This is a genomic window from [Phormidium] sp. LEGE 05292 (assembly GCF_015207735.1).
GTDB lineage: Bacteria > Cyanobacteriota > Cyanobacteriia > Cyanobacteriales > Aerosakkonemataceae > Floridanema.
Map to the genome: position 1 here is coordinate 1 of NZ_JADEWG010000197.1, position 10,005 is coordinate 10,005.

Sequence of the window (10,005 nt, forward strand, 5' to 3'; positions counted from 1 at the left end):
GGGATGGGGAAATAATTAAACTAACTACTTCTTCAACTCTTCCCACCTCCTTATCTGCCACGAATAACTCGTTGCATTTGAGGTAGAGGAACTGAAGTGTTAATTTCTATGTCTGTATCATCTTTAACTGCGGAGAAGTTCTCGAACCAACCCCTGCGCCAGAAGAAGTAAACTAAAGCAGCAGCAACAGCAATCATTACAGCCCAGCAAGCTGGATAACCCCAATACCAATTTAACTCCGGCATATTCCAGGGTGATTTGTCTGGATTAAAGTTCATCCCATAGACTCCAGCAATAAAGGTCAAGGGAATAAAGATCGTAGAAATTACGGTTAGTAATTTCATGATTTCATTCATTTTGTTGCTAATGGAGGAGAGATAAACATCCATGAGTCCTGAACTTAATTCTCGGTATGTTTCTACAATATCTATGACTTGTACTGCGTGATCGTAACAGTCTCGTAAGTAGATTCTCACTTCTGGACTAATTAGATTACTACTATCTCGAATTAGGGTGTTGAGTGCGTCTCTTTGGGGCCATATTGCGCGACGTAGTGCTAATAATTCTCGTCTAATTTTGTAGATTTTTTGTAAGGTTTGTCGGGATGGATTACTTACTACTTCATCTTCTAATTCTTCTATGCGTTCGCCGTAGGCTTCTAAAACAGGAAAATAACCATCAATAATTGCATCTAAAAGTGCATAAGCTAAATAATCGGCTTTTCTTTGCCGAATGATGCCTTTGTTGTAACGAATGCGATCGCGCACTTTAGCAAAACAATCTCGTTCTGGTTCTTCCTGTACCGTCAGTAAATAGTCTTCTCCTAGTACAAAACTTACTTGCTCAATATAAAATCCATGACTGTTATCTCTGAGCATTACCATCCAAGCAATGATGACTATTTGCGAGTCAAAGTCATCTACTTTGGGACGTTCTGGAACATTAACTACATCTTCCAGAACTAAGGCGTGTAAATTAAAAACTTTACTTAATCCCAACCATGTGTCTTGATTACCTAATCCTAATACATCTACCCAAGAAACAGAAGAAGTATCTAAATAAGGAGCACATTCTTCGGGCGTGTTAATTTTTAACCTAGTAGCTGAAGCTTCACAGTAATCTATTAACACAATATCTGGTGGTGGTGCATCTGAGGGTAGATCGATCGTTCCGGGAAGACTACCTGGTTCATCATAGTTGTAATCAAAGTAATCTTCTTCCTCTTTCTCTTCTATATCAGGATTTATACCCAGTGTTGCCGCTGCGAAAGTTTTTTCTACCATATTTGTTGAGATGAAATAAATAGTACCTGAGCGCCATATTACACAATTTAGACGATAGACTTAATCAAAGACTAGATCCCCGACTTCTTCAAGAAGTCGGGGATCTGGGTAGCGATATTACTCAAACATTGGTGGCATTACATCATACCCATGCCGCCCATGCCGCCCATGCCGCCCATGCCGCCCATGCCGCCCATGCCACCCATGTCAGGCGCACCACCAGCAGGTTTCTTCTCAGGTTTTTCTACAACTAATGCTTCAGTTGTTAACACCATACCCGCAATCGAAGCGGCATTTTGGACAGAAGAGCGGACTACTTTTGCTGGATCAATAATTCCCGCAGCAATCATATCTTCAAATTTGTCATCCAGTGCATTGTAACCCAAATTAAATTCGGTATCACGCACTTTTTCGACAATTACTGAACCTTCGACACCAGCATTATCAGCGATTTGACGCAAAGGTGCTTCTAATGCTTTGCTAATAATTTCTGCACCAATCTTTTCTTCGGTATCTAAACCGTTTTTAAATTCATTGACTTTCTTAGCCAAATGAATTAATGTTGTTCCGCCTCCGGGAACAATGCCTTCATCTACCGCAGCTTTGGTAGCATTTAAAGCATCTTCAATCCGTAATTTACGGTTTTTTAATTCTGTTTCGGTAGGAGCTCCGACTTTAATTACTGCTACACCACCTGCTAATTTAGCAATGCGTTCTTGCAGTTTTTCTTTGTCGTAATCGGAGTCGGTTTCTGCTAGTTGTTTTCTAATTTGCCCGATGCGTTTTTGTACGTCGTCTTTGGTTTCTGTACCAGCGACAATGGTGGTACTGTCTTTATCACAGGTGATTTTGCGGGCTGTTCCCAGCATTTCCAAAGTAACTGTATCTAAGCTTAATCCTACTTCTTCGGAAATCATTTGTCCGCCAGTGAGAACGGCGATATCTTGTAACATTGCTTTGCGGCGATCGCCAAATCCCGGTGCTTTAATTGCTACTGCACTCAAAACGCCTCTCGCTTTGTTCACCACTAATGTTGCTAAAGCTTCACCTTCTACATCTTCAGCTATTACCAATAATGGTTTGCCTAAGCGGGCAATTTTTTCCAAAACGGGAACTAACTCCTGAATGGAATTAATTTTTTTATCGGTGATTAAGATGCGAACATCGTCATATTCCACCGTCATTCTTTCGCCATTGGTGACGAAGTAGGGAGACATATAACCGCGATCGAGTTGCATCCCTTCTACTACTTCTAATTCTGTAGTTAAGGATTTGGATTCTTCAACGGTAATCACGCCATCTTTGGTGACTTTTTCCATCGCTGAAGCAATCATTTCGCCAACTTCGGTGTCGTTACCCGCAGAAACGGTGGCAACTTGTGCGATCGCACCTCCTTCTACAGGTTTAGCTACAGCAGCGATTTCGTCAACTAATTTCGCAACAGTTTTGTCAATTCCCCGACGAATCGCCACTGGATTTGCCCCAGCAGCAACGTTTTTCAAGCCTTCGCGAATCATCGCTTGTGCCAACACAGTCGCGGTTGTGGTACCATCTCCAGCGGTGTCTTTGGTTTTGGCGGCAACTTCCCGAATCAGTTGAGCACCAGTGTTTTCTAAGGGATCTTCTAATTCAATTTCCTTAGCAATGGTAATCCCGTCGTTGACGATATCGGGTGCGCCGAACTTCTTCTCTAATACAACGTTACGACCTTTTGGCCCCAAGGTAATCTTCACGGCATCTGCTAGGGCGTTCACACCCCGTTCTAATGCCCGTCTAGATTCTTCATCGAATGCTACGATTTTTGCCATATTTAATTCATTCTCACTTCCATTAGTCAATTTAGCACTCTCGGTGCCAGAGTGCTAACAATACTATATTGGATTTTAGATTTTGGATTAGACATCTGATTTCGGGGGTTGAGTAGCAACGGAACAGGAAGTTACGCGCTTGGCTGAAACCGATGTTCAGCAAGGATTTCAAAAAGCAGTTTTCAGTCTCAATGAGATGTACCACTTAGCGTAAAGTTTAACTGGTACAGAAAATTAGGACGAGATATCAAGGGTTTCAGGCTTCTAGTTTTCAGCAGGTTCAATTGGTACACCGCTTAGCATAAGTTTCTGTTCGGATGATACTCAAACCGGTTCTAAGAAATTTATCGCTTTAAACCGATCGGCAAATTTTATAACTGAGGCAATTTCCAATGAATAATTCATGGCAAATAATTGGCAATCTCAAACCCCAAGAACTGACTGAAAGTAGATTGCAACTCCATTATGCAGTTCAGTTCATTGCTGTTACGGGTTCTGCCCTTGCAGCAGCCCTACCAGACTACAGCCACACCAGTTTAGAATGGAATCCTGCATTAAAAATGTTTACTGGAGCGTTGATTTCAGTACAAACACCGTTTCGAGTTGCCCTCGATCCGATCGGTCTGACGCTGATAGTTATAGATCGACAAAATAATATTATCGCTGGGTTTCCTTTGCACCAAAAAACAATGACAGAAGGACTCAATTGGCTTAAGGAACAGATTTCTAAATTAGGTGCTAATACAGAGGAAATTTTTTTTCCTTCCTATCCGCAGGATGATTTTCCCGACTATGCTGTTGCTCATGGTGCTGCTTTTGATGCGAGTCAACAATTACCCAGGCAAGAACTAACCAATTACTACGCGAATACCAATCAAATTTTACAAGAAATCATTGCGACAAATGAAGAAACTTCATCTATCCATATTTGGCCTCATCACTTCGATATAGCGTCGTTAATCTTGCTTCCTGGTACTAAAAATGACGAACCGATGAGTATAGGAATTGGTCTCTCACCTGGAGACAAAAGCTATAACGAACCTTACTGGTATGTCTCTCCCTATCCTTACCCAGAAACGGAAAATCTTCCGAGTTTAGATAGCAATGGTTTCTGGCATACTCAGCACTGGGTTGGAGCAGTTTTGATGGCTTCTCAATTAGCGATTCCCAAAAAAGACGACACTGATATAAAAGTAGCTGAAATTCAAAAGCAACAAGTTAAAACTTTTTTGAATTCCACTCTCAAACTCTCGAAAGTATTACTAAATACTGGGTCTATAACTAGGAGCAAATAAAGTGAAAATAGTTATTCAAGGATGGGGTTGGTTAGACATTGGGTTTCTATAAGAGCGTAATTCCCTTTTCCTTTGAGCCGCCTTTATTCCCCAGCTAGCAGCTTTAGAAATTAAATCTTTTAAAGTCTCTCTGGCTCGTTTTTGTTGCCAAAAGTATCCTTCTAAAGTAGTAGCATATAAAGGAGGCAGACGATTAAGAGTGTAAGCTACAGCTTCATCTTTATTGATGGATTCAGCGATATCTAGGGGAAGGTTTTGTAGTTGCTGCTCTATTTCTTCAATTGCCAGCAGTTCCATTGCATTACGATAAGGTGAGATTGATTTATGTAAGGAATTCATAGCTGGAAAAACATGAATGGTAATAGTGGGAATGGTAGATGTGCGTTCGCGAGTGTGTGCCGTAGGCATATCGCGTAGTTTGACGTAAGCATATCGCAAAGTGTACTGTAGATGGCTTCCCAAGAGGGATGATTAGGTTTAATCCGTCGTTTTAGACAAACCTTAAAACCAGCTATGCTGGGCATTAGAGAGCGTTTTTTATTATTTTGTTTTAACTCTCTTTTAATGGCAAACATGGTTAATTGAGAAGTTCAACCCTATCTTAGTATAGTAGCGTCTGACTGGATTGATGCACTGTTTCGCAAAAGTTTTGTCGCACTAAATAAGTGGAACTGAGATTTAGTATACATCAAGAATTCCACGAATTAAGCTATTAAAGTGGTGCTGGTAGCAGATAGAAATAATTTATCCCAACATTTAAAAAACATATTTTTGTCCTTTTGAGTGGCGCTCGTTTAGAATTAATCAGGTTTTGTTTATTTACTCTATATTTAGTTTGCTCGATCGAGCTTGCTTGTGTCGATCGATAAAGTTACAGGACAATTTTAATGGAAATTGTTAATTCTTAGTTACATAGATTGAACTAAATTACAGCAAGTTACAGTTGATGAAGCTAGAAGCCAGGGGCTATAAAAGAAAAGCCCACCTTTGTGGGCCTTAAGAGTCTAGTTGCGAACGTTGAGAATATTACTTGAAAAAAGGGAAGAATAAGGGATTAAGCCAGAGAATGGCTTTTTGAAACTAACTGCACTTTTGCCTTTCCTTGTTCCCTGATTAAACTGTAGTTGATTCTACACGCAGACCGATCGCACAATTTCTACCCGCTTGCTTTGCTTGATAAAGGGCTTTATCTGCTGCTTCAATTAGCTTGGCAGGCCAATATCGATGATTGGGAACTACACAAGTAATTCCGACACTGATAGTAACATATTGATTAATTGGGGAACTTTCATGAGAAATCTTCAACGCAACAACATTTTTTCTAATAGTTTCTGCTACATGATATGCGCCATCAATGGGAGTACGAGGTAGAACGATCGCAAATTCTTCTCCTCCGTAACGTGCGACTAAATCTGCTGGTCTTCTCACTGATTGACGAATCGCGCTCGATACTTCTTGTAAACAAAAATCTCCAGCTTGATGCCCATAAGTATCATTATAATTTTTGAAAAAATCTACATCACAAATAATCAAAGATAAGGGTGCTTGTTCTCTTTCTAGTCTGCGCCATTCCTTAGCTAAATATTCGTCAAACCTGCGCCGATTTGCCAATTGAGTTAAGCTATCTGATGAGGCTAACCAGGATAATTCTTGATTCGCAGCTTGGAGTTTTTGATAAAGTTCCGCTTGTTGAATGGCGATCGTTAATTGATTAGCTAATTCTTTGATTAAATCTATTTCTAATGATTGCCATTTTCTCATTGATTGGCAATGATGTACAATCAGAACACCCCATAATTTCTTATTTTGGCGAATTGGCACTTCTAAGCTAGATTTTACTTGCCACTTTTGAAGTAATTCTCGATGAGAGCAGCGATAATTATTATTACATAATCCCTCTATTTCTCTAATTTCATCCTGTTGGTATAAACAGCAAAACTCCTTATTTAAAGCAGAATTTGGGATCTTTAATCCCAAGATACTTTCGCAATCCTCAGATTTTGATTCTACAGTAATTATCCCTGACTTAAGATTTTGATTTTCTCCATGACCATTATATTGAAATCGACAAACGATCGCTCGATCTGCTTGCAAAAAATGGCGCACTTCTGTTACCGCAGTCTGGAGAACTTCATTTAGGTTTAAAGAACGACGAATCTGTTGCGTAATTCCCGCCATTAACCTTTCTTTTTCTATCTGTAACTGTAAAGCTACTTCAGCTTTTTTGCGTTCGCTAATATCCTGCGCTGTTCCCAAAATTTGTTGCGGTTTCCCATCGGTTGTTCTGGTAAAAATTACTTCTCGAAAATGAAACCAGCTCCATTCTCCCGAACTATGACGTACCCGATAATCAATTTCAATTATATCACCGTCTTGAGCCTGAGCGAATTTTGCCAAGTGTGTTGGAAGCTGCTCTAAATCTTCTGGGTGAATCACTTCAGCAGAGCTTTTTACATCCATTGCTTGAATTTCAGCAATCGTATATCCTAACAATATATTCACTTGCTCATTAACATAAAATATTTGCTGCTTAACTAAATCGTATATATATAAAATATAAGGAGCTGTATCAGCTACCTTTTGAATAAAATGCTGGCTTTCTCGCAGTTTTTCTTCTACCTTTTTGCGCTCATTAATTTCTTCTAAAGCTTGATCGCGCATGGCGCGATAGTCCTGAATACGTTGGGTTAAATCAGTAACATCTTCGATCACAAATAAGGCATAAAATTCTTCTTGTTGAGGGCGATCGCCATTTTTTTCAATTTCTTTACTCTGAGAATTTACCGCTGGTATAGGTGTTACCGTTGTATGTTGAATTCGCCACCTACCATCTGGTAACTGACAAGGAAGAATTGATTTATGTAATTGGGAAGAAAAGAGCGTCGGTGGCCCACCAGAAAAGATTTGTTGTAATCGAAATATATATTTTGGTTGATGTAAATGAGGAAAATAAATGCCGATATTTTTTCCCAGAATATCACTGCGATAAATTCCCGTCCAATTTTCTAAACAGCGGTTCCAAAATACGACGCTGAAATCCTCTCGAAGGATACAAACTCCTTCGGGAACGCGATCGAGAATCCCAAATTCTTTCTGCGCTAATTCTAGATCGTTCATAAAGCTTCACCAAAAGTTAGATCGATCGCTTTGAGTAAAGCATCTAAAGAGCCAACTGTAAACATTAAAATAATGTCTCCAGAAATATGTAATTGCTCAATCATAAAACAGGTATGCGCTAAAAGAATTTTCGTATTCTCATCAATATTTGCAAAAATGGGAAAGTTATTTACCGTGCTTTCAGCATAAGCAGGTAAAGAATAATCCAAATGTTCAATTAACGCATTGCTTAGAGAACCCATTATTCCATTGAGAACAATATTTCCAACTTCCAGCAAAGCTCCGATTTTCACTACATCCAAATCAGGAGTTCCGGGGGCTTCTCCTGTTAGAACTGATACTAAATGAGCTGCACTTTTTGAAGGAAACACTAGTTCCGCAGTACCGCTAAATGTGCCAGAAAAACTTAACTGCACTGTAGCCAATAAACTATTATCGAATTGGCTTTCTAATTCTTGTTTTAACTCTTCAGGAGATAGCAATCTTACCTCTGGAATATATAGCCGAATCGGGGAATCGAGCATATCATTTAATACTCCGGCTGCTCGCCCTACACCGATATTAACTAATTCCTGTAAAGCATCTATATGACTAAGTGTTAGGTTCATAAATTTCTTCTTGAGTTGAATGTTCCAATGCTTTTTTTATCCAATTGCGTAGTTCGTCTGGTTTAACTAATTTGTGTATAACTGTAATTGCTCCTAATTTCAAGCATTCTACTCGCGTAGTTTCTTGAATATCAGCAGTAATAACTATTGTAGGAATCTTAAATTCTTGTTGACACATCACTTTGAGAAATTCCACTCCTCCCATTTCTGGCATTAAAATATCTACTAAAATGCAGTCAGGCCGCAGTTGTTCTTGAAGAAGTATATCCAAGCCTTCACGCCCATTTTTTGCTTCCCAGATTATATGACCGTCAGCTTGTAAAATTCTGCGAAGCACCTGACGACTCAGTGCTGCATCTTCGATCACTAGTATTGTTGCCACTCCTGATTCTCTCCGTTTCCTTTTTCTATTTTAAATTTTAGTTTTTATTAGCCTAAAAAAGACACTTTTTTTAGCAATTTTCAAAAATAATGAATAATTAATTTCTATTGAGTTATTTTATGTTATTGTTAAAGATTACAGTAGTGACCAAAAATTAATTAAAAACCTTTTTAGAAAAAAAAGATTAAATATTGCTAAATAACTAGCTATCTTCTATATTTTTTCTGTATATTTACTGATGAGATTCACAAAAAATTAATAGAAATGTCGTCATAAGTCCCTAGCTAAAAATACTAAAAAATAGCCAGATTTTAGGTAGGGATGAATGACGACTAACTAATAAACTGATTAATTACTATGATTTTGGCTCAGACAGATCGGGAAACACTTCTTTGACTGCTGGGTGTACCAACTGATGATTTTGGACATTTAAGCCTTTAGCTAGAAAAGGATCGGTTTCCAAAGCTCTTAAGCCTTGATTAGCGAGTTTGAGGACGTAGGGTAAGGTACTATTATTTAGAGCTTGGGTAGCAGTCCAAGGAACGGCTCCGGGCATATTGGGTACGCCGTAATGGACTACGCCTTCTTCTATGTAGGTTGGTTGAGTGTGGGAAGTGGGATGTAAGGTTTCCACACAACCCCCTTGATCGACTGCGACATCAACTATAACTGAGCCATGACGCATTTGTTTCACGAAGTCACGGGAGACAAGGATGGGAGCGCGTTTTCCTGTAACTAAAACCGCACCAATGAGCAAGTCTGCATCGAGGACATTTTTCTCGATCGTACTAGGGCTACTGTAAATGTATTCGACTCTGGAGCCATATAAAGTTTCTAAATAAGCTAAACGATCTACGTTTACATCAAAAATTTGCACTCTTGCTCCCATTCCTACGGCGATGCGTGCGGCTTCTGTACCGACTACGCCACCACCTAAAACCATCACTTTTCCAGGTCTAACGCCGGGAACGCCGCCTAAAAGAACGCCTCGACCTCCTTGTTGGCGTTCCAGATATCTGGCTCCGAATTGCACTGATAAACGTCCAGCGATAATGCTCATGGGTGTGAGCAGGGGAAGTTTACCGTTGGGTAATTCTACGGTTTCGTAAGCGATCGCACTAATCCCACTATCAATTAAAGATTCGGTTAAAGTGCGATCGGCAGCTAAATGTAGATACGTAAACAGTATTTGTTTTTTTTGCAAAAATTTATACTCTGTCGCCAGCGGCTCTTTAACTTTAACTACCAATTCTCGATCCCAGGCTTCTTTCGCTGTAGCAACAATCTTTGCACCAGCTTGAATGTATTTTTCATCCTCAAACCCCGCACCAGCAGCCGCTTGTGTCTCCACAAAAATTTCGTGTCCTGCGTCATGCAGCACCCGCACGCTACTGGGACTTAAACCTACTCGAAATTCCTGATCTTTTGTTTCTTTGGGAACACCGATTTCCATTTGCTACCTCTTTAGTTACTCTGCTTTTAGCTTAACTAGGAGATGGGGAGGTGGGGAGG

At 39.7% G+C, this 10,005-nt stretch carries 8 protein-coding genes; 1 reads left to right on the plus strand and 7 read right to left on the minus strand.

The genetic code is table 11. From position 1 onward, the window contains the following. Positions 1 to 50: 50 nt before the first annotated feature. Both corA and groL read right to left on the minus strand, forming a co-directional pair. Positions 51 to 1,283, minus strand: a complete 1,233-nt coding sequence (gene corA, locus IQ264_RS29170; RefSeq protein ID WP_193985616.1) for a magnesium/cobalt transporter CorA — start codon at positions 1,281 to 1,283, stop codon at positions 51 to 53. A gap of 137 nt (positions 1,284 to 1,420) precedes the next feature. Further along, entirely contained in the window at positions 1,421 to 3,091 is a 1,671-nt protein-coding gene (groL, locus tag IQ264_RS29175) for a chaperonin GroEL (protein WP_193985617.1), read from the minus strand. Between the two features lie 392 nt (positions 3,092 to 3,483). Here groL and IQ264_RS29180 point away from each other — a divergent pair, with 392 nt between their 5' ends. Further along, complete coding sequence (locus IQ264_RS29180; protein WP_193985619.1) at positions 3,484 to 4,386, plus strand: hypothetical protein; 903 nt, start codon at positions 3,484 to 3,486, stop codon at positions 4,384 to 4,386. 15 nt (positions 4,387 to 4,401) lie between these two features. On the opposite strand, the gene IQ264_RS29185 is transcribed toward IQ264_RS29180, so the two are convergent. The 5 genes from IQ264_RS29185 to ald all read right to left on the minus strand — a co-directional run bounded on the left by IQ264_RS29185 (position 4,402) and on the right by ald (position 9,946). Next, complete coding sequence (locus IQ264_RS29185) at positions 4,402 to 4,848, minus strand: late competence development ComFB family protein (protein WP_193985621.1); 447 nt, start codon at positions 4,846 to 4,848, stop codon at positions 4,402 to 4,404. Positions 4,849 to 5,499: 651 nt separating this feature from the next. Next, on the minus strand, positions 5,500 to 7,503 hold the full coding sequence (locus tag IQ264_RS29190; protein WP_193985629.1) for a diguanylate cyclase domain-containing protein: 2,004 nt from the start codon (positions 7,501 to 7,503) through the stop codon (positions 5,500 to 5,502). Next, positions 7,500 to 8,111 (minus strand): chemotaxis protein CheC, encoded by a 612-nt coding sequence (locus IQ264_RS29195; protein ID WP_193985631.1) that lies wholly within the window; start codon positions 8,109 to 8,111, stop codon positions 7,500 to 7,502. Before IQ264_RS29195 ends, IQ264_RS29190 begins: the two co-directional genes overlap by 4 nt. Further along, positions 8,095 to 8,493, minus strand: a complete 399-nt coding sequence (locus IQ264_RS29200; RefSeq protein WP_193985633.1) for a response regulator — start codon at positions 8,491 to 8,493, stop codon at positions 8,095 to 8,097. Before IQ264_RS29200 ends, IQ264_RS29195 begins: the two co-directional genes overlap by 17 nt. Positions 8,494 to 8,848: 355 nt before the next feature. Continuing rightward, positions 8,849 to 9,946, minus strand: coding sequence for an alanine dehydrogenase (gene ald / locus IQ264_RS29205; RefSeq protein WP_193985635.1), 1,098 nt, complete (start codon positions 9,944 to 9,946; stop codon positions 8,849 to 8,851). Positions 9,947 to 10,005: the final 59 nt, after the last annotated feature.